We start from the raw sequence: 24408 nt of genomic DNA on the forward strand, positions 1-24408 counted from the left end.
CGTCACCGGCTCACCGGGGTGGCGGACCGGAACTCGACCGGCCGCCCGGGCCGCCACTCGGACCGGCCGCCCAGGCCGCCGGCGCTCGGACCGGCCGGGCGGGTCAGCCCGCCTGTGACGGTGTCTGCTTGATGCCGTCGACGATCGCCCGGTTCAGGATGGCGTTGGTGAAGGTGACCGTGCCGGGCTTGATCAGGGCGTCCGTCCCGGTGAGCTGCTTCACCTGGACCGAGCGCTCACCGAGGAAGACATGGGTCTTCTTGTCGAAGATCCACTCTTCGCGCTGGCCGCTGGTCTCGTCCAGCCGGGCCACCGCCACCCCGTGCCGGCCGATCGCGTCCACCGCGTCGTTCACGACCACCACACCGGGGATCTTCGCGGCGGCCTTGAACAGCGCCGAGTAGAGCTGCGCCGGCGGGTAGCTCTCGGTGAGCAGATCGCCGATGGTGGTGAAGGCCTGCTGGTCCGGGGTGTTCCCCTGGCCCACGGTCTCCTTGTAGATCTTGGCGAGCAGCTGGTCGGGGTCGGTGGTCAGCTTGGCCAGGTAGTCGTACGACGGGGCGCCCAGGTGCGCCTTCGGGGTGTTGCCCTGCTCGTCGGGAAGGCTCAGCGTCTCGCCCTCCGGGCCGTCGTTGACGGCGGGGTCGATCAGCCAGCCCCGGGTGCCGTCCGGGGAGTCCCACAGCTGACGGGTGTGCAGCTCGTGACTGGCCAGGGTGGTCTTGTCGCCGACGGTCTTCAGGAAACTGTCGGCCGACTTGGACTCGATGTAGATGTACTGGCCGGGCTTGACGGCCGGGTGGGTCACCTCACCCGCCGCGAGGGAGATCTGGTCGAGCAGCTGAGGCACGCCGGTGGTGGTGGCGACGCCGACAGTGGTGGTCAGGGCCGGTCCGGTGGCGACGCCGCCGTCCCTGACCCCCCCACCCCCGGACGACGCCACTCCGACGACGACCACCCCGGCGAGCGCGGCGGCCAGCGCGGGCAGGGTGATCCCCGGGCGGGGCAGCCGCAGCCGCTTGCTCTTGACGGGGGCGGCCGTCGCCGTGCGCTCGTCCTGTCGGGCTTCGTGGATCTGGGCCATCAGACGCTCCTTGTGGAACTGGTGACGGCCCGTCGGCAGGTCGCGCGCCGTCCGGGCGAAGAGCTCGTCGCTCTCCTCCCGCTCGGCCTGACTCTGCCGGGGCGTGTTCGCGTTCATCGGTTTCCTCCCTGCGCGGGCCGGACCACGTTTGCGTGATCGCCTCTTACCTGTCGGCCGGTGCGGCCGCCTTCCCGGTTTCCGCGGACTTTCTTTTCGCGGACTTCCTCGGGCGTCCGGTCGGCGGTCGGCCGGCGGGCCGGTTCGTCCGCGGCGAGCGCGCGCAGTTTCCTGCGGGCCCGGGAGAGGCGGGAGGCGACGGTGCCGACCGGGATCCCGAGAGCTTCGGCGGCGGCCTCGTACTCCAGTCCCTCCCCCAGGCAGAGCGCCACGACCTCTCTCTCGGGTCTGCGCAGTGCGGCGAGGGCGGTGAGGGCGGTCGCGAGGCGCCGCCGGTCGTCGATCCGGTCGGCGACCTCGTCGGCGTGGTCGGGCACGGACAGCTCGGCCGCCGCGGCAGCGCCCGCCGCCGCCCGGTACCGGCGGTTGCTGCGGTGCTGGTTGCGGGCGGTGTTGGTGGCGATGCCCAGCAGCCAGGGCCGCAGCGAGCCGCCCTCGGGGTCGACCCGGTCGCGCAGCCGCCACGCCTCCATGAAGGTCGTGGCCATCACGTCCTCGGCCGTGGACCAGTCGGCCGTCAGCCGGAAGGCGTGGTTGTAGACGGCGCGGGCGTAGTCGTCGAACAGCTCAGCGAACGCGCTCGATTCCCCGGCCCGTACCCGGGTACGCATATGTGTGCTCACGTCCATGAGCTGTCCGGCACCCGGCACCGACTTCCCGTGACCTGCGCCACACTCTCCCCCGCCGACGTCTCCCGCGATCCGGTGATCGGGCGTTCAGGCGTAGAGGGTCGCACGTGGGTGCCGCTCGCCTTCGGCCGTCACGCGGCCGGGGCGGACGCGAGCCGGCGGCCAGCCGGGTAGGTCGCGCGCGCCGACCTGTCCGGGCGGGTACCACCCGGGCTGCCCGGGCGGCGGCCCGGCCTGCCCCGGCCGGGGCGGGCGAGGTCGGTCACGGGTGGAGGACGACCTTGCCCGCGACCGTTCCGGACTCGGCGAGGCGGACGGCTTCGGCTATCTCCGTCAGCGGGAGCCGGGCCGCGATCCGGGGTGTCACCTCACCGCGCTGAAGGGCTGCGAAGACCTGGGCGAGGTCGGCCCGCAGACGGGACCGGAAGCGGTTCCTGGCCAGCGCACGGCCCGCCCAGACGTTGAAGAAGTAGGCGCGGCGGCGGTTGGGCAGCGCGTTCCACAGCCACAGCCGCCCCAGCAGCTTCAGTACGGGCCACTGCTTGGACCCCTCGTCGTCCCGCGTGGAGGCGCTGCCGTAGGAGACGAGGGTGCCGCCGGGGGCGAGGAGACGCCAGGAGTCGACGATGCCCCGTCCGCCGACGTGGTCGAAGACGGCGTCCACGCCGCCGGGGGCGAGCTCGCGGATCCGCGCGGCCAGGTCGCCGGTGCGGTAGTCGACCGGGGTGACCCCCTGTTGCCGCAGGGCGTCGTGGTGGCGGGCGGAGGCCGTGCCGATCACCCGCATGCCGTGCGCCCGCGCCAACTGGACCAGGACCGTTCCGACGCCTCCGTTGGCGCCGTGCACCACGATCGTCCCGCCCGCACGGATCCGGGCCTTGCGGTGCAGCATCTGCCAGGCGGTGATGCCGTTGACCACCAGCGTCTCCGCCTCCGCCGCCTCGACACCGGCGGGCACCGGTACGACGTCGGCGGCGTCGACGAGCACATGGGTGGCCCAGCCGCCGACCTTGACCAGGGCGGCCACCCGGACGCCGGTCAGGTCGGACGGGACGCCCGCGCCGGTCGTGAGCACGGTGCCGACCAGGTCGTAGCCGGGCACGAAGGGGAACGGCGGCTGGTCGTAGTACCGGCCGCGGCGCATCTGCTGCTCGGCGAAGGACACCCCGGTCGCCTCCATCCGGATCAGCACCTGCCCGGGGCCCGGGGCGGGGACGGCTCCGTGCCGGATCCGCAGCCCGTCGGGCTCGACCTTGCCCGGCAGCACGACCTCCACGAGTCCTGCGTCGGTGCTCGCCATGATGACCTCCAGTAAGAGTGACCCCTGCTTGCGTTCGTTAGAAGTTGTAACGCAGATCGAAAGGGAGTGTCAATAGCGTTGGTGATAGCCTCTAACTGAATCGTGAGGCCGTAGGCACGAGCACGGAGAGGCGGCGGCAGCCCATGGCGGACCCGGGGACGACGACCCCGCGCGAGCGCTATCGCACCCAGGTGCGCGCGGAGATCAAGGAACGCGCCTGGGAGCAGCTCGCCACGGCGGGGGCGTCCGCACTGTCACTGAACGCGATCGCCAAACAGATGGGGATGAGCGGGCCCGCGCTGTACCGGTACTTCTCCGGCCGCGACGAGCTGATCACCGAGCTCGTCCGGGACGCGTACCGAAGCGTCGCCGACGCCTTCCGCACGGCCTCGGCCGCCGGCGCCGGTCTGACCGGGCTGGCGCATGCGCTGCGCGGCTGGGCCCTGGACGATCCCCAGCGGTACTTCCTCGTCTACGGCACGCCCGTACCCGGTTACCACGCGCCCGACGACGTCACCGTGATCGCCTCCGAGATCATGACGGTGCTGTTGGACGCCTGCGCCGATCTGCCCTCCGACGGTCCGGCGACCCCGCTGGCCGCGCACCTCGAAGGTCTCGGCGACCAGTGGACGGACGGCCGGTTCGCGCCCCCCGCCGCGCTCCACCGGGCCCTGACCTTCTGGACCCGGCTGCACGGCGTCCTGTCCCTGGAACTCGCCGGCCACTTCACCGGAATGGGCTTCGATCCCGCCCAGCTCTACGCCGCGGAACTGGACCACCTGACCGGCCCGTCGGCGAACTGAGCGGCCCGCCCGGCGGCGACTCGCCGACGCGGCGGGTCCGCGTGTGCGGCGCTGCGTGAAATACCCGTCGGCCAGGTGGAGTTGACCGAGTCATGACTCAAGGTCCAGCGCCTCGCACACTGTCCGACGAAGCCCTGTCCGATCTGCTCGGCCGAGCGCGGTTCGGCACTCTCGCGACCGTCAGACGCACCGGCCACCCGCACCTGACCACCATGGTCTACAGCTGGGACGCGCAGGCCCGTGTCGTGCGGTTCTCGACGACGGCCGACCGCATCAAGGTCCAGCACCTGCGACGCCACCCGCAGGCCGCCCTGCACGTACCGGGCGACGACGTGTGGTCGTTCGCGGTCGCCGAGGGCGAGGCCGAGATCTCCGAGGTCACGACGGTCCCTGGCGACGCGGTCGGACGGGAGCTGCTCGGGATGATCCCGGCGGACGCGCGGCCGCAGGACGAGGAGGAGTTCCTGGCCCAGCTGGTCGCGGAGCGCCGGGTGGTCGTCCGGCTGAAGGTGGACCGGCTGTACGGAACCGCGCTCGACATCGACGGCTAGGAACGCCGCCGCACCCCGCCCCGCGACCCGCGCAGGGGTGCGGGTGCGGGGGAAGGACAGATCCCCGCACCCGCACCCGTACAGGCTGCTGCTACAGCGTCACCCGGCTGCCGCCCAGCGTCACCACCAGTTGCCCGTTCGCGGCGAAGGACCAGGCGAGTGCGCCGCCGTAGGAGGACGCGCAGCGGGAACCGTTGGCGCCCGTCCAGAACTGGTTGGTGCTGTCGGCGTCCCCGACGGTCTTGTCGTTGGAGCCGCTGACGTTGTACCGGCAGGACGTGTTGGTGCGGAACACCGAGGTCCCCGCGTCCCACGAGTAGTTGCGCTGGGCGTTGTCGATGCTCAGGTTGTTCGACACGGCCATGGAGCCCGGGTTGCTGTTGTACGTGAACCCGTGCTTGCCGTTGTGGTAGGCGATGCTGCGCCGTACGACGTGGTTGACGGCGATGTCGTCCCCGCCCAGCTTGTAGCCGTTGCGGTCGCCGTTGGAGTTCACGGTGCCGTCGGACAGGGTGCCGTTGTTGTAGGAGAGGGAGTCCTCGATGGTCACCGGGCCGATGGCGCCGGTGTCCGTCTTGGTGTAGAGGTCCCAGCCGTCGTCGATGTTGTTGTGCGAGACGGCGTACCGGAAGACGTTGCCGGTTCCCGTGGTGAGCTTCGCGGCGAAGCCGTCGGCGTCCTCGCCGTCGGAGTCGGCGTTGTCGTGCGACTCCGCGCTCAGGATCAGGTTGCGGGCCGGCCACTGGGCGGCGGGGGTGGTGGAGGCGATCCGGCCGAGCTGGAGCCCGGTGTCGTGGTTGAAGCGGGTGACGGTGCGCTCGATGACGTTGTCGCTGCCGCCGACGTAGATGCCGTTGTCACCGGCGTGTTCCACGACGAGGCCGTAGACGTGCCAGTACGAGCCGAACAGCTGGAGTCCGCGGTTCGAGGAACTCTCGCTCTGCGCCGAGAAGTTGAGCACCGGTGTCTCACCCGGGTAGGCGGACAGGGTGGTGCGGGCGCTCGCCGTGCCGTTGCTGGTCGCCGGGACGGTGACCGTCGACGAGGGGCTGTACGTCCCGCCGCGCAGATAGATCGTGCCGCCCGCGGCGACGCGGCTGATCGCGGAGGTGAGGGTGGTGGGCGCGGACTGGGTACCGGCGGCGCCGTCCGTGCCGCTCGGCGACACGTAGATCGCGCCGCCGGCCGGGGGTGTGGTGCCGTCGGCCGTCGTCGCCTCCAGGTAGTCGATGTTGGGCAGTCCCGCCGCGGCGGTGGGGCTGAGCCGGACGGTGTTGCTGCCGGCCGCGAGCGACACGGTGAGCGTCTTGGTGACCCAGGTCGACCAGGCGCCCGTGCCCTCGAAGGACGGCGTCTGCACCGTCGTGCCGTTGACGACGAGCGAGGCCGCTCGGGCGGCGGCGGTGCCGTTGGCGAAGCGCACGTTCAGCGTCGCCGTGCCGGCGGTGGCCGCGTTCACGGTGAACTGGACGGAGCCGCTGGTCGCGTTGGTGCCGTTGCAGAATCCGCTGCCGGAGAAGCCGGTCCAGTCGGAGTCGATGGTGCCGGAGCAGACCGCCGGAGAGGTCTCGGCCTCGTAGCGGACGGTGGTGGCGGCCTGGGCCGTGGTGCCGGACAGCGCGACGAGCGTGCCTGCCACCAGGCTGACGCAGGCCATGACGGATCTCAGCTGCATGCTTCATCTCCAGGAACGGAACGGGACGAGTGCGGGTCGGCCGAACCAGGAAGCGCGACCGGACGGAACCAGAAAGCGCTTTCCCTCGGAAGCTAGGGGTGTGGCCTGAGCACGTCAAGAGACGCGTACCTGTTTTACGTTCACATAGATGGACGGGAACGGGGTGTTCTCGGCGTGTGTGCCCATCCCCTCAAGGGATTCGTGCAGGAGCGTCACACAGACTGCACACAGTCTTTCGAACGAGTCGTTAGCGTTGCCGGCCATCGGACCCCCGCGTAGGAAGACCGCAGATGGACTACTGCTCCACGTGTCGTCGGCATCTCAACGGCGCCCTGGTGTGCCCTGGATGCGGCGCCTACGCTCCGGACATCGCACCCGTCACGGTCGACCGCGGCATCGCCCCGGCCCGGGTCGCCCGGTCGACCACGGCATCCGTGCCGACGACGGCGATCGCACCGGCCCAGGCCCCGCCGCTGTCACCGACCCCGCCGCCGGCGCCGTACGCCGACACCGCGCCACGGACCGCGCCGTCGGACGAAACCGAAAGCGGGCTGACCTCGCCCTCCGTCCCGTACGCGCCGCCGGGGCGGGCGGCGCGGCGTCGGCAGCTGGCCCGCTGGAAGAAGAACCAGCGCCGGGCGGTGGTCGCGACGGCCGTCGCCCTCGTCGGAGGCGGACTGACCTTCGCCGCGCTGGACCGGCAGACCGGCGACCAGGCGCAGGCGGCCACGACGCCGGACGTCCCGACCACGGCCGACGGGAAGGAACCCACGTCGGAGCGCACCCGCCCGACGGTGACCCGGTCCGACGCCCACCGGCCCACGCCCTCCCGCACGCTCGCGGCGCAGTCCCCGGCGGACACCCGCCCGGACTCGCTGGCGTCCTCTCCCGCGTCGGCGCCGTCGGTCCCCCGGCAGCGCACCGGGAGTTCGTCCCACGGCGCGACGGTCACCGCCCCCGGCGACCGGTCCGGCACGGCGGGCGCCACCGGCTCCTCGGGAACGACCGGCGCGACCGGCACGAGGGGGCAGCAGTCTTCCGGTTCGGCCGCGGGCGACGGCACGGGGTCGTCGGCCTCTGACGCGAACTCGCCCTCGAACGCGTCGGATTCGTCGAACTCCTCGTCGTCCTCGTCCTCGTCGTCCTCGTCTTCGTCGTCCTCCTCGACGAGCACCGCGCCCGCGGGGACGTCCCCGTCGGACGTCTGTCTGCTGGGCCTGATCTGCCTCAGCTGACCGGGGAACGGGGGAACTTCTCGGGGCGGCCGTCAGTTTCCACACTGCTGCGGACGCAGCTGTGGATCCGACGACGAGCAGCTGTCGACGCAGCCGTGGTTGTTGTTCCAGACACTGATCCCGCCCCGACCTTCTGGAGTTCTCATGGCCCTGTGGGACCGCGTCAAGGAGTCCGCGTCGACGATGCAGACGCAGCTCCTGTCGAAGAAGAACGACCTCAAGAGCGGCGCCTTCCGCGACGCGAGCATGGCGATGTGCGCCCTGGTCGCGGCGGCGGACGGCACCGTCGACCCCGCCGAGCGGCGTCGGGTGGCACAGCTGATCGCCACCAACGAGGTGCTTCAGAACTTCGACGCCACGGACCTCCAGCGGCGCTTCGACGCCAATCTCGACAAGCTGACCGCCGACTTCGACTTCGGCAAGGTCGGTGTCCTTCAGGAGATCGCCAAGGCGAAGAAGAAGCCGGCCGAGGCGCGGGCCGTCATCCAGATCGGCATCGTCATCGGCGGCGCCGACGGCGACTTCGACAAGACCGAGCAGGGAGTCGTACGGGAGGCGTGCTTCACCCTCGACCTGCCGCCGCACGAGTTCGACCTCTGAACACGGGGAGAACCGGAGGGACTTGACGGGGAGACGAGCGGAAGGGTCAGCCGGCGTCCGTCAGGCCCGTCGCCAGGCCCCTCTCGTCCCAGCGGACCTCCAGGACGCGGATCACGGCATCCCGGTCGATCGGCCCGAACACATGCGGGAACAGGGCGTCCGCGCGGACGCCGGGCGGCGGGGCGGGCGCGGCCGCCTCCCACTCGCACCTCGCGGTGAGCCGCTCCTCGTCCAGGACGAGCGCCAGCAGCGGCCGGGGACCGGTCCGGTAGAACGCGTTGACGACGGCGAGCGTCGTCCCCTCGTCGGGCGAGCAGTGCACGTACCCGTCCGCGGCGAGGGAGGCGGGTGCGTAGGGCCGGTCCGGGACGGCGTTCCAGTCGTCGAGCGGCACAACGTGATAAATCATGATCCGGTTATACAACAGGCGTTTGACCGCCGCCGGGCATCCCGAAGCCGCCGTTCCCGGCATGTGACACGCACTGGCTCGCTCCCGGGCCCGCACCCGGACCTGTGCTACCGTGATAAAAGTGGCAGTTTCGGTTACCAGAGGCTTTTGAGTGCTCTTCGACCTTCCGTCGACGGGCACTCTTTTTGTTTTTGGGGCTTTCCCGATCCTGCCGCTACGCCGGGTCCGTAAGGTGCGGGCCCGGGGCATTGCCGCATAGGAGATACAACATGGCATCTGGCACCGTGAAGTGGTTCAACTCGGAAAAGGGCTTCGGCTTCATCGAGCAGGACGGTGGCGGCGCTGACGTGTTCGCCCACTACTCGAACATCGCCACGTCCGGCTTCCGTGAGCTTCAGGAAGGCCAGAAGGTTACCTTCGACGTCACTCAGGGCCAGAAGGGCCCGCAGGCGGAGAACATCCAGCCCGCCTGAACCGCCTGACGCCGCCTGACGCTGACGCTGACGCATCGGCTGCGCATCACGCGGACTAAGTGGCCGGGGCCCGCACTCCTGAGTGCGGGCCCCGGCCCATGGCATTTTCCCCTTTCGAGGAAGGTATCGGATGAACCGCAACAGCTCCGTCCGCTCCCGTACGGACAGGCGCCAAGGCGCCCCCTCCCGTTCGGCCAAGCCGGGGCGGAGCGGACGCGGGAGTCGTCCCGCCGCGTCCGGCGGTGAATTCGCGGTGCCCGTCACTCTCACCCCGGGACTGCCCGCGGTGGAGTCGTTCACCGAACTCGACATGCCCGAGCGGCTGTTGACCGCCCTCGACGCCGAGGGCGTGACCACCCCGTTCCCGATCCAGGCCGCGACGCTGCCGAACTCGCTGGCCGGCCGGGACGTCCTCGGACGTGGCCGCACGGGCTCCGGCAAGACCCTCGCCTTCGGCCTCGCCCTGCTGGCCCGCACCGCCGGGCAGCGTGCCGAGCCCCGGCAGCCGCTGGCCCTGGTGCTCGTCCCGACCCGGGAACTCGCGCAGCAGGTCACCGACGCCCTCACCCCCTACGCCCGTGCGCTGCGGCTGCGGCTCGCCACGGTCGTCGGCGGTCTGTCGATCGGCCGGCAGGCGAGTGCGCTGCGCGGCGGCGCCGAGGTCGTCGTGGCCACGCCGGGCCGGCTCAAGGACCTCATCGACCGGGCCGACTGCCGTCTGGACCAGGTTGCCATCACCGTCCTCGACGAGGCCGACCAGATGGCCGACATGGGCTTCATGCCGCAGGTCACCGCCCTGCTCGACCAGGTGCGTCCCGACGGCCAGCGCATGCTGTTCTCGGCGACCCTGGACCGTAACGTCGACCGCCTGGTGCGCAACTACCTGCACGACCCCGTCGTCCACTCGGTCGACCCGTCGGCGGGCGCCGTCACCACGATGGAGCACCACCTGCTGCACGTGGAGGACGAGGACAAGCACGCCACGACGACGGAGATCGCCGCCCGCGAGGGCCGCGTGATCATGTTCCTGGACACCAAGCACGCGGCGGACCGGCTGGCCAAGAAGCTGCTGGCGGTCGGGGTGCGCGCCGCGTCCCTGCACGGCGGCAAGTCCCAGAACCAGCGGACCCGGACACTGGCGCAGTTCAAGGACGGCCACGTCACGGTGCTGGTGGCGACCAACGTCGCGGCCCGCGGCATCCACGTCGACAACCTCGACCTCGTCGTCAACGTCGACCCGCCCGCCGACCACAAGGACTACCTGCACCGCGGCGGCCGCACCGCACGCGCCGGCGAGTCCGGCACCGTCGTCACGCTGGTGCTGCCCAGTCAGCGCCGGGAGATGACCCGTCTGATGGCGGACGCCGGTATCACCCCGCAGACCACCCGGGTCCGCTCGGGAGGCACCGAGCTGAGCCGGATCACCGGTGCACAGGCGCCCTCCGGCGTGCCCGTCGTGCTCGCTCCGCCGGCCGCCACGGAGAACCGTCCGGCGCGCACGGCTTCCGCCCCGCGCTCCCGCCGTGGCCGTCCCGCGGCACAGGGCGGCGGACGCCCCGCAGCACAGGGCAGCGGACGACCCGCAGCACAGGGCAGCGGACGCCCCGCGGCACAGGGCAGCGGACGACCCGCAGCACAGGGCGGCGGACGACCCGCGGCACAGGGCAGCGGACGCCCCGCCTCGCAGGGCCGCCGCCGCTCCTCGGCCAACGGCAACGGCGGCAACGCCTCGAACGGTCGCTGACGCCGGGCCCGGCCCGGCGACCGGCCGGGGCTCACTCGCCGGGGCTCTCCGCCAGCGTGTGGGCGACCAGCGCGTTGGCGTGGCCGTGCCCCAGGCCGTGCTCGGTCTTCAGCCAGGAGACGAGCTCCATGTGCCGGGTGAGCGGTGAGGCGCGGATCAGGGTCTTCCACTCGGCGATCGGGCGTCCGTACTTCTTCTCGATCGACGGGAAGTAACTCGCGGGGCCCTTCACAGGTTCGGTCATGTCGGTAGGACCGGCGCCGACGGGCGAAGTGAGCGGCGTCGCAGGAGTGATCCGCGTCACTGTTCTCGTCCGCCGTGCGGCGCGGCACGCGGCTCACCCGCCGGGCGCGGCGCAGGTCACGTACACGGCGTAGGGCAGCAGGATCGCGGGCAGGGTCACCAGCCGGGGCGTGAGCGAGCGGCCGGTCCTCAGAGGGCGCACACCGTCGAACAGCACGAGCAGCAGGCCGGTGAACGCGGCGGACAGGGCCAGGGCGATCAGCACGAAGCCGCTGTTCTCGATCTGGTCGTAGGTGCAGTTGTCCAGGTCGCGCAGGCGGAGGTCGCCGTCGGTGCAGTGGCCGTGGGCGAGATACCAGCGCGCGCACAGCACGACGACGGCCGTCGGGAGACCGATCAGCAGGTGCGCCAGCAGCGGCGGCAGCCAGCCGCGCAGGGCGGAGAGTGCGGTACGCATCCGGTCACCCCACCAGGGCGGGGCCGGGCGGGCTGTGACGGAGGCCACTCCTGTGGTCACAGGGCTGTCACGGCGGCTCAGCGCGCCGGGAACCGCGCCCGGAACCGGGCCGGGGCCCGGCGTCGGCGACCGGCCGGGGCGGCCGGGGGCGGTGGGCGGCCGGTGCTGTCGGCGGTCAGAGCGGGGAGCCGCCGAAGCCGATCTCGTTGCCGTCCGGGTCGTGGTAGGTGACCTTGCGTACGCCGTTGGAGTAGGTCTCGCGGCGGGTGGGGACCAGTCCCCGGCCGGTGATGGCGGCTACCCGGGCGCCGAGGTCGTCGACGAAGACGGTGTGCATGGCGTGGCCCGCGCGGCCGGGCCGGTGCTCGATGTACAGGTAGCGATGTTCGGCGAGTTCCCAGACGGCCTCCGCGTCGTTCGGCAGGAACGCCGACCCGGCGCCGAGCAGCCGCTCGTACCAGGCGAGGGCCGGTGCGAAGTCGTTGACGGGGATGCCTGCGAAGAGGTCGACGGCCATGACCTCGTCGTAGGTCGGGCGGCTCGTGGCGGCCGGGTACCGCACAGCCGTCTCACTCCTCCAGGGCGCCCCGCAACTCGCCCCGCCTGCGGATCCCCAACTTCCGGTAGGTGCTGGTGAGGTGGGTTTCCACGGTACGGCGGGCGACGTGCAGGAGTTCCGCTATCTCGGTGTTGGTACGTCCCTCCGCCGCCAGTTCCGCGATACGGCGTTCGCTGGCGGTGAGGGCCCCGGAGCCGGTGTGGGCGGGGGTGGTGCGACGGCCGCCCGCGGTACGGAGGGCTTGCTCGGCATAGGTCAGGAGACGGACGCTGCCCAGTCGTTCGGCGCGTTCGGCACCCTCACGCAGGTGGTCACGGCCCCGTCCGCGCTCGCCGGCGGCGGTCAGCTGCCGGCCGTGCGCGAGGAGGGAGGCCACGAGCTCCGCCTCGGCCGGGGAGTCCCGCAGGACGGCCACCGCCTCCTCACCCAGTTCCAGGCCCCGCCTGCCGCGGGTCGCCCGGCCCAGGACGCGCAACGCCCGTCCCGTCGTGCGCGGGGTGTTCCACACACGGGCCAGCCGCAGTTCCTCGGTCGCGAGGGCCAGCGCCTCCTGGGAGTTGCCCAGCGCCAGCCGGCACTCCGCGGCCGCCGTCCGCCACGGTGTGACGACCGGGCTGAGGACGGCACGGGCGGACTGGCGGCGGCCGCACTCCAGGAAGTCGTGCAGGGCGCCCGCGACATCGCCCTCGGTGAAGCGCAGCACGCCCCGCGCGTACAGGAAGCGGTTCAGCTCCCAGGAGTCGGGGACGTCACGCAGGTCGAAGGCGTCGGCCAGACGGCGGGCCTCGGCCGTGCGGCCCGTCTCGACCAGCGCGAGCAGGATGTGCGCGTCCGCGCCCACGGGGCCGCCGCCGGTACGCCGGACGTGGGCCGCCTCGGAGTACCCCGCGAGCACGGTGTCGTAGGCGCCCCGCGCCGCCGCTATGTCCCACCCGGTGTCCAGGAGGGCCTGCTCCATCGGGTGCAGCAGCGACGGATGCTGGCCGGCCAGGCCGCGCTCCACCAGGCGTTCCGCCTCGTCGAGCTCGTCGGCCCACTGGGCGACCGCCGCGGCCGTGCCCAGCAGGAACGGCTCGGCGAGGGAGTCGGCGGGTTCCGTCAGCAGGGTGCGCAGCCGTCGCATCGCCTCCCGCGCCGGGAGTTCGCCCGCGGTCGCCGCGTACCGCACGAGCAGGGCCTGACCCGAGGGACCGACGAGTTCCGGGGAGCGTTCGGCGGTGTCGGTGAGCCAGCGGTAGGCCTCCCTGCGGACCATCCGGTCCTGGTCGGCGAGGAGCGCGGACGCCGTCTGGAGGGCGCGCGCCAGATCGGGGTGGGCGCTCAGCCGGGTCTCCAGGCGGCGCAGCACCTCCACCGCCGTGCGGACCTCGCCCCGGCCCACCAGCGCGGTGCCCAGCGCGATGGCCGTACGGACCTGGTCACGGGGTTCGGCGGGCAGGTCGAGCGCCTCGGCCAGCCGCGGGATGCCCGCCGGGGTGTCGGCGGAGGCGTACTCCAGGGAGCCGAGTTCGGTGAGCAGGCGCTGGCGCAGGTCGTCGGGCAGCGGTTCCTGGAGGGCCCGGCGCAGATAGCGGACGGCGTCGTGGGGGCGGTCCTCGCGCGCGGCCACGGTGCCGGCGTCGCGCAGCACGCGCTGTGCCCAGGGCAGGCCCTCGGGGGCGCTGCCCAGCAACTGCCGTGCCACGGAGTCGAGTGGGTCGCCCCGGCGCAGCATGGCCTGCGCCACCGCCCGGTGCGCGTCCTGGCGGCGGGCGGTGGACCAGCCTCCGAGAACGGCGTCCCGCAGGAGGGGGTGCGCGTAGCGGGGGCGGCCGGACCGATCCGGCCGCAGCACGCCGAGGCGCGTCATCGCGGTGAACCAGCCGGAGACACGGGCCGGATCGGCGCCGGAGGCGTCGGCGACGAGGGCGGCGAGGGTGTCCGTGGCCGCTTCGGACACGGCCGCGGGTGCGGTGCCCCGGGCGGGGTCGGCGGCCGGGCCGGTGGGGGTGGCGGTGGTTGCGACGGTCGCGGCCGGTCCGGTGGTGGTGGCCGGTCCGGAGCGGGTGGCGGTCCCGGGAGCCGTTTCGTCGGCGGTCCCGGGGATCCCTGGGAAGACCGCCCCGGAGGCCGTTGCGGAAGCCGCTCCAGAAGCGCTCCGGGGCTGGTGAGGTGTCGCGGAAGCGGTCCGGGCCCGGTGAGGGGTTCCCGGGCCGGTCCGGGCCTGGTGGGGGATCACGGGCGCGGAGTCGGTGTTCCGGACACCGGCGCCCCCGGCGCCCCCGTCTCGCTCGGCTCGCTGAACAGCCCCTTCCCGCTCGGCGCCCGCGGTGCGCTGCGCCTGTTCCGTCCGCCGGGACTGCTGCGTACGCTCCGTCTGGTCCGCCTGTTCCAGGGCCGCGAGGGTGCGGGCCACCTCCGCCGTCGCCGGGCCCGCGTTGTCCAGCCACCAGGAGACGGCCGCAGGGTAGGAACCCGGGTACAGCGCGGCGCACGTCCTCGGGACGGCCAGGGGCGGCGGGGCGCCGTCGAGGTCGTCGAGGAGGGCGTGCAGCAGCAGCGGGTTGCCCGCCCCGGCCCGTACGCAGTCCGCCGTCCACCGGTCGGAAGCCGTCGGGAAGGCGGCCCGGACCAGGTCGGCCGAGGCGTCCTCGGTGAGCGGGGCGAGGGTGTGGGTGCGGAACACGGACGGGGACAGGGTGTGGGTGAGGCCGGTGGGCCGCGGGCCGATGTCGTACTGACTGCGCTCGGTGGCCACCAGGACCACCGGTAATCGGTCGATACGGCGGGCCGCCTCCACGAACCAGCGGCGCGAGGCCTCGTCGGCGAGGTGGACGTCGTCCACGGCCACCATGAGCGGCGCCTCGTCGGCGTACGCACGCAGGACCCGCCAGAGCCGGGCCGCGCTCTCCCGGTCGTCGCCGCCCGGTCCGACGTCCGCGAACTCCGGTACGGAGCCGAGGAGGTGCAGGACCGAGGAGAACGGCAGCGCGGTGTCCTCGGGGGAGCAGCGGGCATGCAGGACTCGCAGCCCGAGACCGGCCGCGTGCGCGGCGGCGGCTTCGAGGACGGCGGACCGGCCGGTGCCGGTGGCCCCGCGCAGCAGGACGAGCCGGCCTTCTCCGGCGCGGGCGCGCTCGGCCTCGGCCGCGAGCAGCGCCTGCGCGTCCTCGCGTTCCCGCAACGGTCCGGTCATCCCTGCCTCCTGCTGTCGGGCACATCGGACTTGTCCATGTACACGTAGAGGTCGTGCGGTTCGGTACGGGTCCGCGCGGCCGTTGTGGCGAGGCTCACGGTGACCCGGCACGCGACGGCCATGCCAGCTCTGACCTGCGACGATGCAGACGATTCGGGGTGGTCGGCGGCTTGCTCTCGTGGTCCGCCTCGTGGTGCTCCACGATTGCGCGCGCCCCGGCGGTCGCAGAAGGCTGGACCGGACCCACCCGTCACCGGTCCCCGCCGGACGGCGGGCTCGTGAACATGGGGGATTCGGTTGCTCAGCTCACCACGGACATCAGACACCGGCGTCGCGGCCGCCGCGGCCCTGGGCGCCGCCGCCGCAGGCACCACCATCGGCACCACGGTCGGCAGTGGCCTCGGCGGCGGACTCGGCTCCCGGCGGCGGGTCCCCGTGGCCGTCCAGGCACCGGACCCGATCTCCCGGGAGGGCGCCGTCAGCCAGTTGCGCGGGCGTCCCGAGGTCGAGGTCCGCGAGGAGGTCTCGGCCGCCGCGGGCACCGTGGCGCTGCTGATCGAGGACACCCTCGACGAAGCGGCGCTGGCCCGGCTGCGGCGGATCGTGCGCAGCGAGGGGGCACGGGCGGTGCTCGTCGTGGGCACGATCCGCGAGACCGAACTGCTGGACGTCATCGAGTGCGGGGTCGGGGCCATCGTCTGGCGCCGGGAGGCCACCGCGCACCGGCTGGTGCAGGCCGTGCTGGCCGCCCACCGCGGCGACGGCGACCTGCCCGCCGACCTGCTCGGCAGGCTCATCAGCCAGGTGGGCACGCTGCACCGTGGTGCGGCGGGCCGGCCCGGCGCACCCTCGCTGGGACTCGCGCCGCGGGAGGTGGACGTCCTTCGGCTGGTCGCCGAGGGCCTGGACACCGGAGAGATCGCCAGCAAGCTGTCCTACTCCGAACGAACCGTCAAGAACGTCATGCACGGACTCACGACGCGGTTGCACCTGCGCAACCGGGCGCACGCGGTGGCATATGCCCTCCGGGAAGGCTACATCTGACCGAACGGGCAATCGAAGGCGGACACGCGGGCACGATGCCCTGCCCGGCCGCCGACCCCGAGGCGCCTGCGGATCGGGGGCCGCCCGGGGCACGATCGTCGGACAGTGGGTGCAGCACGGCAAGTTGAGGAGCACGACGGTGATCCACGAGGTGGACGAGGTCCTCAAAGAGCTGCTCGGGGGTGGCGCGCTGGCGGGCTCCGGCATCGATGTCTCCTTCGAGGCGCCGACCCGCGACTGGGCGGCCCGGCGCAACGCCCCTGTGATCAACACCTACTTGTACGACATTCGCGAGGACGTGACCCGTCGGCAGCGCGGCCAGATGGCGGTGCGTGACGAACGCGACATCGTCGTGAAGCGCCGTCAGCCACCGCGCTGGTTCCGGCTCTCCTATCTCGTGACGGCCTGGACGCGGACCCCACAGGACGAACACCGCCTGCTGTCGGCCGTGTTGGCGACGCTGCTGCCGCGCGAGATGCTGACGGCCGACGAACTGCCCGGCTCACTGCGGGCCCTGGGGCTGGCGATGCCGGTGACGGTGGCCGGTATCCAGACCGAGTCACGTTCCCTCGCCGAGATCTGGTCCGCCCTGGGCGGCGAGCTCAAGCCGTCCCTCGACCTGGTGGTGACGGCGCCCTTCCCGGCATACCCGGAGTACGACGCCGGGCCGCCTGTCACGGAGGGCGCGGCGGTCCGCCTGCGCGGCATGGACGGCGACCCACCCGAGTCCGGCGAACGCACCCACCGCCCTCACCAGGTGGCAGCGGCCCGCGCCGCCCGCGAGGCCGGCCCCCGCCGCCCGGACCCACAGTGAACGGCGCCCACACCGGAGCGTCCAGGGCCGACACCGACCCGGCCGGGGTCGACACCGACCCCGGTACCGGCACGTTCCCGGCCGACACCGGCCCCGCCGTGGCCGACCGTGCGGGGCGTTCGCCGCATCGGGACTCGGGGGCAGCCGGGGCACCCGGAACGGACACCGAAGCGGTCGCGCCCGGTCCTGCGGCGCTCGGTTCGGACACCGACCCGGCCAGGGCCGACACCGGCCCCGGTACCGGCACGTTCCCGGCAGACACCGACCCCGCCGTGGCCGACCGTGCGGGGCGTTCGCCGCATCGGGACTCGGGGGCAGCCGGGGCAGCGGCAGCGAGCACCGACGCGGGCGGGGCCGGGATCACCCCGGCCGCAGCCGACCGTCCGGGGCGCGAACCTCGTCGGGGCTCGGGGGCACCCGGAACGGACTCCGAAGCGGTCGCGGCCGGTCCTGCGGCGCACGGCTCGCGCGGCGGGTCCGGTTCTCGGGGTGAGGCCGCCTCGCTGCTCGGCCGGCTCGGTGTGCTGCGGGATCGGGTCGGTGCTCTGGTCGACCGGCGCGCGGCCGTCGACCCGACCGCCGCCGACCCGCTGCGCGGCCTGTACCTCTCCGAGGAGGCGGTACGCCATCTGCTCGACGCCGGGACCGCCGCCCCCGTCGACGCTGCCCTCGCCCCCGAGGGCACCGCCCCCGACTCCCTCACCGCGCTGGCCGCGCGGCTGCGGCTCACCGCGCTCGACACCGCGATCCTCCTCGTCGCTCTCGCACCCGATCTGGACCGCGGCTTCGAGCCGCTCTACGGGTATCTCAACGACGATGTGAGCCGACGGCGGGCCACCACGGGGCTCGCCCTCGAACTGTGCGGGACGCCCCCGCACCGGGCCGCGGCCCGGGCCCGTTTCCACTCCTCGGCGCCGCTGCGCGCGTACGGCCTGCTGGACGTCGAGGAGCCCGAACGGCCTTTCCTCACACGGACGTTGCGGGTACCGGACCGGCTGCTCGCCCACCTCCTCGGCGACGACACCCCGGACGCCGCCCTGCGCGGACACCTGCACCCGCTGCCCCCGCCGCTGCCCGCCGACGACGAGGACTTCACCCGGCGGCTGGCGCACCGGCTGCGCGACGGCGGCCCGCTCATCGCCTACCTGCGCGAACACCGCGAGGGCGACGGCCTCGCGGCGATCACCTCGGCCCTGAGCGCCGCCGGAACCGACGCCCTTCGCTTCACCGGCCCCGACGACCGCGTCCCGTGCCTGCTGCGCGAGGCACGTCTCGGCGGCCGGGCCGTGGTCCTGTCCGGGCTGCCCGACCGGCCGGGACCGCTGCTCGCTGCGCTGGCCGAGGCGACGGACGTCACCGTCCTCCTCACGGACCCGCGCCCCTACGACCCGCACTGGGCCACCCACGACCCGCTCGTGCTGGACGCCCCGCGCCGCCGGGCGGGCGGGACGGCCTCCTGGGCGGCGGCGCTGGACTCCGCCGGCGCCCCCGACACCGCCCCAGGCTTCGACCTCGCCGCCGTCGTCGCCCCCTACCGCCTGGGCGGCGAGCGGGTCGCGCGGGCGGCGCGAGCCGCCTCCGTGCTGGCGGCCTTCGAGGGCGGACCGCTCACCGCCGACCATGTGCGGCTGGCCGCGCGGCAGCAGTCGGCGTCCGGGCTCGAGCGGCACGCGCGGCGGATCCGGCCGGACGTCGGATGGCAGGATCTCGTGCTGCCCGAGCGGCCGTTGACCCAGCTGCACGAGCTCGCCCTGCGCGCCCGGCACCGTGACCGCGTCCTGGGCGACTGGCGGCTCAGCGCCGGCGGCGGACGCGGCCGGGGGGTGCTCGGGCTGTTCGCGGGCGAGTCCGGCACCGGCAAGACGCTCTCCGCCGAGGTCGTCGCCGCCGAACTCGGCCTCGACCTGTACGTCGTCCAGCTGTCCTCGGTCGTCGACAAGTACGTGGGCGAGACCGAGAAGAACCTGGAGCGCATCTTCTCCGAGGCCGACCGCACCGACGCCGTGCTCCTCTTCGACGAGGCCGACGCCGTCTTCGGCAAGCGGTCGGAGGTCAAGGACGCGCACGACAAGTACGCCAACATGGAGAGCGCCTACCTGCTCCAGCGGCTGGAGTCCTTCGACGGCATCGCGCTGCTCACCACCAACCTGCGCGCCAACATCGACGAGGCGTTCACCCGCCGCCTGGACCTGGTGGTCGACTTCCCGTTCCCGGACGCCGGGCAACGGCTCGCGCTGTGGCGGCACGGACTGTCCCACGTCCCGTGCGCGCCCGACGTCGACCTCGGGCCCCTGGCCAAGGACTTCGAGCTGGCCGGGGGGTCGATCCGCAGCGCGGTCGTGACCGCCGCCTACCTCGCCGCCGGACGCGACGAGCCGGTGGGCGACGGCGACCTGCTGGAGGGGGCCCGCCGCGAGTACCGCAAGGCGGGCCGCCTGGTGCCGGGCGAAGCCACCTGGTGAGCCCCGGTCCGGGGCCCGCCCGCCGGGCCTGCTGAGCCTGCCCCTGCTGCGCCGGCCCTACTGCGCGCGCCACTTCTGGTTGGGCGTCCCCGAGCAGGTCCACAGCTGGAGCCTGGTGCCGTTGCCGGTGCCGCTGTCCTTGGCGTCGATGCACTTGTCGGCCTGCGGGTTGACCAGGTCGCCGTACTGGCTCAGCACCCACTGCTGGGCGGGGTTGCCGGAGCAGTTGGCCACCTGGATGACCGCGCCGTCGTCCTTGGAGCCCCAGGCGACGTCCATGCACAGGCCGAGCGCGCGGACGGTGCCGTCGCTCTTGAACACCCACTTCTGATTGGCCGAGCCGGCGCAGTCCCACAGCTGGAGCGGGGTGCCGTCCTTGCCCTTGCCGTTCTGGGCGTTGGTGATGTCGACGCACCGGTTGGAGCCCTGGCCGATGATCAACGCGCCGGGTACCGGGGCCGCCGGCTTCGAGCCGCCCGAACCACCGGACCCGCTCCCGCTCCCGCTGCCGCCACCCGACGTGGAGGAGCCGCCGGACGCGGAACCGCCGCTGCCGTCCTCCTGCTTCGCCGGGGCGGAGGGCGCCGGCTGCTCGGGCAGCGGTGCGGCGGAGGCGTCCGCTTTGGGCGCGGACGGCGCGGAGACGGACGGGCTCGGCAGCGCGGTGCTCCCGACTTCCGCGACCTTCTCGCTCGCGGCCGAGATCACCCGCGGCTTGTAGGCCAGCCAGATCATCACGAACGCGATGGCCAGGGCCAGCGTCAGACTGAGCGCCGTCGCCAGCCAGCGCGGCAGGAACCCGCGCTGCACGAACGTGCCGTCCACCGCCAGCGGCACCGCGCCCGACCGCTGCACGCTCAGCGCGTACGGCCGCTGCTCCTTCGAGCCGAACCAGATGACCTGGCGCGGGCGCAGCGTCGTCTCCACGAACACCGCCCGGCCCGGTTCGATCTGCACATTGCCCGGCCGGAACTCGTATCCGAGGTGGTCGCCCATGTCGGTGCCCGCGACGGACGCCGTCACGCGCGTGTTCCCGAGGTTGTCGATGGCGAGGCGTGGCCGGCCGCGGAACCGCCCCTTCACCGTCGGCGGCACCAGCTCGGCGCGCACCTCGGTGAACGGCGTGACCGTCAGGTTCCCCTCGGGAACGGTCACCGCCTCCGGATGCTCGGTGGGCGTGATGCGCACCGCGTACGGGTTGGGCCCGGCCGTGGCGTCCGGGGTCCGCGGCGGCGAGAAGGTCAGCTCGACCGTGCCCGTCGTCCCCGGATACAACCGCAGCGTCGGCGGCTCCACCACCGTCCACGGCGCCACCGCACCCACCGGCTCGAACCGGTACTCGTCGACCACGTCACCGGTGTTGCGCACCCGCAACCGCACGGTCGTGGTGCCGCCGGGATCCACGGTCGCCGCGACCGGTTCCAGAGAAGTCCACAGAGTCACCTGTCGACGCTATGACGCGGGGCGGGGGCCCGTCAGGAAGCCGCGGGGCACCACCGCTGCCCGAAAGGGACGAGCGGCGGTGCCCCCGCGCGCCGTGCGAGCGTGCGTCAGACCGTGAAACGGACTGCCTCGAGCTGGAGCTTCTGCTCCATGGGGCTGCCGCCGTAGATCCAGTCGCCCGGCTTGGTGCAGCCGTTGCCCAGCCAGCCGCGGTCCTTGATGTGCGGGTTCTGGCAGACGGAGCCTTCCATGGTCTTGATGGTGAACCCCTGCATCACCGAGACCGCCGGCTTGCTGGAGCCCATGTACATGTTGGCGCCGTCGCTCGCCTTCGACCACTTGTCGCCGGTCAGCCAGCCCCCGTCCACATGGGCGGCGTTGCCCATGACACCGCCGGTGCGCGCGGTGGCGATGTTGAGGGCCTTGATGGCCAGGGCCTTGCCGGTCGTGCCGGCGATCGCGCCGTCGCAGACCGGGTCCTGCCAGCCCTTGTCCTCCACGTAGGCGCGGTAGCAGATGTGCCGCCCGTCGCTGCGCGCCGCGAGCTTGTTCACGGCGTCGGCCGCCGTCTCCTGCTTGGGCTTCGCGGGAGCCTTCGACTCGCCGCCGCCACCCCCGCCACCCCCGCCCCCGCCGCCGCCGCTGCCGCCGCCGGCCGGGGCCTGGCTGGTGACGGGCGCCTCGACCACGGCGGCTGCCGTCGGCGTGGGCACCAGGGGCGGGGCGCTGGGCGTGGCCGAGGGGCTGGGCGCCAGGGTGCTGACGCCGGCCCCCGCCAGCTTCTCGTTGGCGCTGGTGATGACCCGCGGCTTGTAGGCCAGCCAGATCATCACGAACGCGATGGCCAGGGCCAGCGTCAGACTGAGCGCCGTCGCCAGCCAGCGCGGCAGGAACCCGCGCTGCACGAACGTGCCCTCCACCTCCAAGGGGTGGGCGCCCGACCGGCGTACCGCCAGGCTGTAGCGCTGTTCCTCCTTCGAGCCGAACCAGATGACCTGGCGCGGGCGCAGCGTCGTGTTCACGAACACCGCCCGCCCCGGTTCGACCTGGACGTTGGCCGGCTGGAGTTCGTACGACAGCCGGTCGCCGGTGTCGCTGCCGCTCAGCGAGGCGGTGACCTTGGTGTTGCCGAGGTTGTCGATGGCGAGGCGTGGCCGGCCGCGGAACCGCCCCTTCACCGTCGGCGGCACCAGCTCGGCGCGCACCTCGGTGAACGGCGTGACCGTCAGGTTCCCCTCGGGAACGGTCACCGCCTCCGGATGCTCGGTGGGCGTGATGCGCACCGCGTACGGGTTGGGCCCGGCCGTGGCGTCCGGGGTCCGCGGCGGCGAGAAGGTCAGCTCGACCGTGCCCGTCGTCCCCGGATACAACCGCAGCGTCGGCGGCTCCACCACCGTCCACGGCGCCACCGCACCCACCGGCTCGAACCGGTACTCGTCGACCACGTCACCGGTGTTGCGCACCCGCAACCGCACGGTCGCCCGGCTGCCGGGGTCGACGGTGACGGACGCCGGTTCAAGAGAAGTCCACAGGCTCACGCGCCGACGCTACGGCGAGGGCGGCGGGCGGGGTCAGAGGCATGGGGGCAGGGTGCGTGCCCGCCGGGCCGTGACGGGTTGCCCGAGGGGACCTGGAGCGTGTCTGACGCCGCGCGCCCGGCGGGAATTGTCAGACACGACCCAGCGGCCGGGCTGCGCCCCCGGGTCCGGGCAGGCGCCCCCGCCGGGAAGGCCCGCGCACCGGTGCCGACGAGCGCCTCGCGGGCCGGACGAGGGCGTCGCGGGCCGGACCCGGCGGCCCGCGCTGCCCCCGAGGGCAACAGCGGTGCCCCGGACCCTGCACCGGAAGCCGTTTCGACGGACGCGCTTCGCGCGTGACGGTGAAAGACGTCCTGACGCGTACCCCGAGGAGAGCACAGCATGCCGTCCTACCTGTCGCCCGGCGTATACGTCGAGGAGGTGGCCAGCGGCTCCCGCCCGATCGAGGGGGTGGGCACCTCGGTGGCGGCCTTCGTCGGGCTCGCCCCGTCCGGCCCCCTCAACGAACCGACCCTGGTGACCAACTGGACCCAGTACGTGGCGGCGTTCGGTGACTTCACCGACGGCTACTACCTGGCGCACTCCGTCTACGGGTTCTTCAACAACGGCGGCTCGGCGGCCTACGTCGTCCGCGTCGGCGGATCCTCGGCGGGTGCCGCCGGAGACGCCAAGTCGCCTGCCGCGGTCGCCGGTTCCGGCCCCGCGCCGGCCGCCCTGCCGGCCGGTGAGCCGAAGCAGCTCGGCACGTTCACCGTGACGGCCGTGGCGCCGGGCGAGAGCGGCGGCCCGCTGAGCGTGGAGGTCGCGGACGCGGAGGGCGAGGGCCCCGCCGAGCGCTTCAAGCTGATCGTCAAGGACGGCGACAAGCCCGTCGAGACGTTCGACGTGTCGGCGAAGAAGGGCAACCGCTCCTACGTCGTCACCCAGGTCAAGGAACGCTCCAAGCTCATCACCGTGGCGGAGGCCGCGCCCGCCGCGCAGCTGGCCCGCCCCGACAACCAGACGGTCGCGCTGGCCGCGCCGCCCGCCGGCGCGCCCGCCGCCGCCGGTGGCGCTGTCGAGGCCGCGCAGCCCGTAGGCCCCGCGCAGTACCTGGGCGACAGCTCCGACCGCACCGGCTTCGGCGGCCTGGAGGCCGTCGACGAGGTGTCCATGGTCGCGGTGCCCGACCTGATGGCCGCCTACCAGCGCGGCGCGATCGACCTGGAGTCGGTCAAGGCCGTCCAGCTGGGCCTGATCGCGCACTGTGAGCTGATGGGCGACCGCGTCGCCATCATCGACCCGCCGCCCGGCCTCAACGCCCGCCAGATCCGCGTCTGGCGCCAGGAGACGGCCGGCTACGACTCCAAGTACGCGGCGCTGTACTACCCGTGGATCAAGTCCTTCGACCCGGCCGCGGGCAAGGCCCGGCTGATCCCGCCGAGCGGCCACGTGGCCGGGGTGTGGGCCCGCAACGACTCCGAGCGCGGCGTGCACAAGGCCCCCGCGAACGAGGTCGTGCGCGGTGCGGTGGACCTGGAGATCCAGATCACGCGCGGTGAGCAGGACCTGCTCAACCCGATCGGCGTGAACTGCATCCGGGCGTTCCCCGGCCGGGGCATCCGCATCTGGGGAGCCCGCACCCTCTCCTCCGACCCTGCCTGGCGCTACCTGAACGTCCGCCGGTACTTCAACTACCTGGAGGAGTCGATCCTGATCGGCACCCAGTGGGTGGTGTTCGAGCCGAACGACCACGCTCTGTGGGCCCGGATCCGGCGCAACGTCTCCGCGTTCCTCGTGAACGAGTGGCGCGCGGGCGCGCTGTTCGGCGCCCGTCCCGAGGAGGCGTTCTACGTCAAGTGTGACGAGGAGTCCAACCCGCCGGAGTCGGTCGACCTCGGCCGTGTGGTGTGCGAGATCGGCATCGCGCCGGTCAAGCCCGCCGAGTTCGTGATCTTCCGGCTGGCCCAGTTCTCCAGCGGCAACGGCGAGCTGGAGGAGTAGGCCCGCGGCA

Annotated in this window: 22 protein-coding genes; 10 read left to right on the forward strand and 12 right to left on the reverse strand. The window is 73.1% G+C overall.

Translation table 11 applies throughout. The annotated features are described in order from the left end of the window. Positions 1 to 103: 103 nt before the first annotated feature. From OHS71_RS20260 to OHS71_RS20270, 3 genes are all read right to left on the reverse strand, one after another. The gene (locus OHS71_RS20260; RefSeq protein WP_328480788.1) at positions 104 to 1201 is read right to left on the reverse strand and encodes a CU044_5270 family protein; all 1098 of its coding nucleotides are present in this window, start codon (positions 1199 to 1201) and stop codon (positions 104 to 106) included. After that, positions 1198 to 1872 (reverse strand): RNA polymerase sigma factor, encoded by a 675-nt coding sequence (locus OHS71_RS20265; protein ID WP_328484574.1) that lies wholly within the window; start codon positions 1870 to 1872, stop codon positions 1198 to 1200. The genes OHS71_RS20260 and OHS71_RS20265 overlap by 4 nt, the downstream gene beginning before the upstream one ends. Positions 1873 to 2152: 280 nt before the next feature. Next, entirely contained in the window at positions 2153 to 3190 is a 1038-nt protein-coding gene (locus tag OHS71_RS20270) for a medium chain dehydrogenase/reductase family protein (RefSeq protein ID WP_328480789.1), read from the reverse strand. A 143-nt stretch (positions 3191 to 3333) separates the two neighbouring features. Here OHS71_RS20270 and OHS71_RS20275 point away from each other — a divergent pair, with 143 nt between their 5' ends. Further along, positions 3334 to 3993: a TetR/AcrR family transcriptional regulator gene (locus OHS71_RS20275; RefSeq protein ID WP_328480790.1), complete on the forward strand. Its 660-nt coding sequence runs from the start codon at positions 3334 to 3336 to the stop codon at positions 3991 to 3993. 92 nt (positions 3994 to 4085) lie between these two features. Beyond that, entirely contained in the window at positions 4086 to 4544 is a 459-nt protein-coding gene (locus OHS71_RS20280) for a TIGR03618 family F420-dependent PPOX class oxidoreductase (protein ID WP_328480791.1), read from the forward strand. Positions 4545 to 4635: 91 nt separating this feature from the next. On the opposite strand, the gene OHS71_RS20285 is transcribed toward OHS71_RS20280, so the two are convergent. After that, the gene (locus OHS71_RS20285; RefSeq protein ID WP_328480792.1) at positions 4636 to 6219 is read right to left on the reverse strand and encodes a carbohydrate-binding protein; all 1584 of its coding nucleotides are present in this window, start codon (positions 6217 to 6219) and stop codon (positions 4636 to 4638) included. Between the two features lie 290 nt (positions 6220 to 6509). On the opposite strand from OHS71_RS20285, the gene OHS71_RS41360 reads away from it, so the two are divergent. Both OHS71_RS41360 and OHS71_RS20295 read left to right on the forward strand, forming a co-directional pair. Beyond that, positions 6510 to 7454, forward strand: coding sequence for an SCO2400 family protein (locus tag OHS71_RS41360; RefSeq protein WP_443046987.1), 945 nt, complete (start codon positions 6510 to 6512; stop codon positions 7452 to 7454). A gap of 144 nt (positions 7455 to 7598) precedes the next feature. Then, positions 7599 to 8054: a tellurite resistance TerB family protein gene (locus OHS71_RS20295; RefSeq protein ID WP_328480794.1), complete on the forward strand. Its 456-nt coding sequence runs from the start codon at positions 7599 to 7601 to the stop codon at positions 8052 to 8054. Between the two features lie 46 nt (positions 8055 to 8100). Here the strand turns inward: OHS71_RS20295 and OHS71_RS20300 are convergent, their stop codons facing one another. Beyond that, positions 8101 to 8463: a DUF952 domain-containing protein gene (locus OHS71_RS20300; protein WP_328480795.1), complete on the reverse strand. Its 363-nt coding sequence runs from the start codon at positions 8461 to 8463 to the stop codon at positions 8101 to 8103. Positions 8464 to 8732: 269 nt separating this feature from the next. Here OHS71_RS20300 and OHS71_RS20305 point away from each other — a divergent pair, with 269 nt between their 5' ends. Together OHS71_RS20305 and OHS71_RS20310 are read left to right on the forward strand one after the other, a co-directional pair. Beyond that, entirely contained in the window at positions 8733 to 8936 is a 204-nt protein-coding gene (locus OHS71_RS20305) for a cold-shock protein (protein WP_020133270.1), read from the forward strand. Positions 8937 to 9066: 130 nt separating this feature from the next. Further along, the gene (locus tag OHS71_RS20310) at positions 9067 to 10680 is read left to right on the forward strand and encodes a DEAD/DEAH box helicase (RefSeq protein ID WP_328480796.1); all 1614 of its coding nucleotides are present in this window, start codon (positions 9067 to 9069) and stop codon (positions 10678 to 10680) included. Positions 10681 to 10711: 31 nt separating this feature from the next. Here the strand turns inward: OHS71_RS20310 and OHS71_RS20315 are convergent, their stop codons facing one another. From OHS71_RS20315 to OHS71_RS20335, 5 genes are all read right to left on the reverse strand, one after another. Continuing rightward, the gene (locus tag OHS71_RS20315; RefSeq protein WP_328480797.1) at positions 10712 to 10924 is read right to left on the reverse strand and encodes a DUF4287 domain-containing protein; all 213 of its coding nucleotides are present in this window, start codon (positions 10922 to 10924) and stop codon (positions 10712 to 10714) included. A 93-nt stretch (positions 10925 to 11017) separates the two neighbouring features. Further along, positions 11018 to 11380, reverse strand: a complete 363-nt coding sequence (locus OHS71_RS20320; RefSeq protein WP_328480798.1) for a hypothetical protein — start codon at positions 11378 to 11380, stop codon at positions 11018 to 11020. A gap of 175 nt (positions 11381 to 11555) precedes the next feature. Then, entirely contained in the window at positions 11556 to 11942 is a 387-nt protein-coding gene (locus OHS71_RS20325) for a VOC family protein (RefSeq protein ID WP_328480799.1), read from the reverse strand. A gap of 7 nt (positions 11943 to 11949) precedes the next feature. After that, positions 11950 to 15114 carry an AAA family ATPase gene (locus OHS71_RS20330; RefSeq protein WP_328480800.1) on the reverse strand — a complete coding sequence of 1055 codons (3165 nt, stop codon included), beginning with the start codon at positions 15112 to 15114 and terminating at the stop codon, positions 11950 to 11952. Next, on the reverse strand, positions 15111 to 15236 hold the full coding sequence (locus tag OHS71_RS20335) for a hypothetical protein (RefSeq protein WP_328480801.1): 126 nt from the start codon (positions 15234 to 15236) through the stop codon (positions 15111 to 15113). Before OHS71_RS20335 ends, OHS71_RS20330 begins: the two co-directional genes overlap by 4 nt. A gap of 175 nt (positions 15237 to 15411) precedes the next feature. On the opposite strand from OHS71_RS20335, the gene OHS71_RS20340 reads away from it, so the two are divergent. The 3 genes from OHS71_RS20340 to OHS71_RS20350 all read left to right on the forward strand — a co-directional run bounded on the left by OHS71_RS20340 (position 15412) and on the right by OHS71_RS20350 (position 19434). Beyond that, a complete protein-coding gene (locus OHS71_RS20340) occupies positions 15412 to 16158 on the forward strand; it encodes a helix-turn-helix transcriptional regulator (protein WP_328480802.1) in 747 nt (248 codons plus the stop codon). 139 nt (positions 16159 to 16297) lie between these two features. Continuing rightward, the gene (locus tag OHS71_RS20345; protein ID WP_328480803.1) at positions 16298 to 16972 is read left to right on the forward strand and encodes a DUF4255 domain-containing protein; all 675 of its coding nucleotides are present in this window, start codon (positions 16298 to 16300) and stop codon (positions 16970 to 16972) included. Positions 16973 to 17475: 503 nt separating this feature from the next. Further along, positions 17476 to 19434 carry an ATP-binding protein gene (locus tag OHS71_RS20350; protein WP_328484575.1) on the forward strand — a complete coding sequence of 653 codons (1959 nt, stop codon included), beginning with the start codon at positions 17476 to 17478 and terminating at the stop codon, positions 19432 to 19434. 57 nt (positions 19435 to 19491) lie between these two features. Here the strand turns inward: OHS71_RS20350 and OHS71_RS20355 are convergent, their stop codons facing one another. Both OHS71_RS20355 and OHS71_RS20360 read right to left on the reverse strand, forming a co-directional pair. Then, complete coding sequence (locus OHS71_RS20355) at positions 19492 to 20877, reverse strand: ricin-type beta-trefoil lectin domain protein (RefSeq protein WP_328480804.1); 1386 nt, start codon at positions 20875 to 20877, stop codon at positions 19492 to 19494. A gap of 107 nt (positions 20878 to 20984) precedes the next feature. Continuing rightward, positions 20985 to 22415, reverse strand: a complete 1431-nt coding sequence (locus OHS71_RS20360; protein WP_328480805.1) for a hydrolase — start codon at positions 22413 to 22415, stop codon at positions 20985 to 20987. A 381-nt stretch (positions 22416 to 22796) separates the two neighbouring features. Here OHS71_RS20360 and OHS71_RS20365 point away from each other — a divergent pair, with 381 nt between their 5' ends. Further along, the gene (locus tag OHS71_RS20365) at positions 22797 to 24398 is read left to right on the forward strand and encodes a phage tail sheath family protein (protein WP_328480806.1); all 1602 of its coding nucleotides are present in this window, start codon (positions 22797 to 22799) and stop codon (positions 24396 to 24398) included. Positions 24399 to 24408 lie beyond the last annotated feature (10 nt).

The organism is Streptomyces sp. NBC_00377 (assembly GCF_036075115.1).
In the GTDB taxonomy this organism is placed as follows: domain Bacteria; phylum Actinomycetota; class Actinomycetes; order Streptomycetales; family Streptomycetaceae; genus Streptomyces.

What these genes read in the sequence shown, in the direction of transcription:
- OHS71_RS20260 (WP_328480788.1), bottom strand. Translation starts at nt 1,201, where the DNA reads ATGAACGCGAACACGCCCCGGCAGAGTCAGGCCGAGCGGGAGGAGAGC.
- OHS71_RS20265 (WP_328484574.1), bottom strand. Translation starts at nt 1,872, where the DNA reads ATGCGTACCCGGGTACGGGCCGGGGAATCGAGCGCGTTCGCTGAGCTG.
- OHS71_RS20270 (WP_328480789.1), bottom strand. Translation starts at nt 3,190, where the DNA reads ATGGCGAGCACCGACGCAGGACTCGTGGAGGTCGTGCTGCCGGGCAAG.
- OHS71_RS20275 (WP_328480790.1), top strand. Translation starts at nt 3,334, where the DNA reads ATGGCGGACCCGGGGACGACGACCCCGCGCGAGCGCTATCGCACCCAG.
- OHS71_RS20280 (WP_328480791.1), top strand. Translation starts at nt 4,086, where the DNA reads ATGACTCAAGGTCCAGCGCCTCGCACACTGTCCGACGAAGCCCTGTCC.
- OHS71_RS20285 (WP_328480792.1), bottom strand. Translation starts at nt 6,219, where the DNA reads ATGCAGCTGAGATCCGTCATGGCCTGCGTCAGCCTGGTGGCAGGCACG.
- OHS71_RS41360 (WP_443046987.1), top strand. Translation starts at nt 6,510, where the DNA reads ATGGACTACTGCTCCACGTGTCGTCGGCATCTCAACGGCGCCCTGGTG.
- OHS71_RS20295 (WP_328480794.1), top strand. Translation starts at nt 7,599, where the DNA reads ATGGCCCTGTGGGACCGCGTCAAGGAGTCCGCGTCGACGATGCAGACG.
- OHS71_RS20300 (WP_328480795.1), bottom strand. Translation starts at nt 8,463, where the DNA reads ATGATTTATCACGTTGTGCCGCTCGACGACTGGAACGCCGTCCCGGAC.
- OHS71_RS20305 (WP_020133270.1), top strand. Translation starts at nt 8,733, where the DNA reads ATGGCATCTGGCACCGTGAAGTGGTTCAACTCGGAAAAGGGCTTCGGC.
- OHS71_RS20310 (WP_328480796.1), top strand. Translation starts at nt 9,067, where the DNA reads ATGAACCGCAACAGCTCCGTCCGCTCCCGTACGGACAGGCGCCAAGGC.
- OHS71_RS20315 (WP_328480797.1), bottom strand. Translation starts at nt 10,924, where the DNA reads ATGACCGAACCTGTGAAGGGCCCCGCGAGTTACTTCCCGTCGATCGAG.
- OHS71_RS20320 (WP_328480798.1), bottom strand. Translation starts at nt 11,380, where the DNA reads ATGCGTACCGCACTCTCCGCCCTGCGCGGCTGGCTGCCGCCGCTGCTG.
- OHS71_RS20330 (WP_328480800.1), bottom strand. Translation starts at nt 15,114, where the DNA reads ATGACCGGACCGTTGCGGGAACGCGAGGACGCGCAGGCGCTGCTCGCG.
- OHS71_RS20335 (WP_328480801.1), bottom strand. Translation starts at nt 15,236, where the DNA reads ATGGCCGTCGCGTGCCGGGTCACCGTGAGCCTCGCCACAACGGCCGCG.
- OHS71_RS20365 (WP_328480806.1), top strand. Translation starts at nt 22,797, where the DNA reads ATGCCGTCCTACCTGTCGCCCGGCGTATACGTCGAGGAGGTGGCCAGC.